Source organism: Alcanivorax sp. HI0044 (assembly GCF_001634945.1).
The window spans coordinates 1-247 of the sequence record NZ_LWEZ01000801.1; the positions used below are offsets into that span (position 1 = coordinate 1).

Here is a 247-nt window from a genome sequence, read left to right on the forward strand (position 1 = left end):
CCAGTGGTACGGTCACCTTGGTGCGGGGCAGAGCGTACTGCGTGCTGTTGACCGGCAGCCCCTCATCCAGGGCGATACCGCGGTCTTCAGTGACATTGATGCAATACTGTGGCACGCGGCTCTCGCCGGACTGCAGCTTTTCATCCCACCAGTTCAGGATGGTATCCACTGCCGTTTCACTGTAATCACCGCAGTGCACCATGTCGTCGGTCTGATAGAAGGGCAACCAGCCACGCCATTGCTGCAT

General features: G+C 58.7%; 1 pseudogene. It reads right to left on the reverse strand.

The features are described from left to right. A pseudogene (locus A3730_RS31395) lies at window positions 1-247 on the reverse strand (X-Pro dipeptidyl-peptidase); the annotation flags it as partial.